Genomic DNA, 244 nt, shown 5'->3' with positions numbered 1-244 from the left:
AGGCTGGTGATGACCTGGGGCGTGCTGTCCAGTTGTTGGGCGGCCAGTTGCTCGCGCAGCTCGCCGAGGCTCAGGGTGCCTTGTTCGAAGTGTTCGCACAGTGGCTCAAGTAAGGCCCAGTGTTCGGCTAGGGCGCGCAGGACGCGCTTGGGTTCTAACATGGGAATTGCCGCTCGTTGGCGATTAAAAGTCGAGATTGTACTGCATCGGACGGGGGATTTATCCACAGCCGGTCAGAGTGCAG

General features: G+C 59.8%; 1 pseudogene. It reads right to left on the bottom strand.

Annotated features, from left to right (window positions below):
• A pseudogene (locus ACFZPT_RS26870) lies at positions 1–223 on the bottom strand (hypothetical protein); the annotation flags it as partial.
• Between the last annotated feature and the right edge of the window lie 21 nt (positions 224–244).

Origin of the sequence: Pseudomonas sp. MD330_10 (assembly GCF_042610415.1) — a bacterium.
Taxonomy (GTDB): Bacteria; Pseudomonadota; Gammaproteobacteria; order Pseudomonadales; family Pseudomonadaceae; genus Aquipseudomonas; species Aquipseudomonas rhodesiae.
This window is presented reverse-complemented; position numbering and strand designations above follow the sequence as displayed.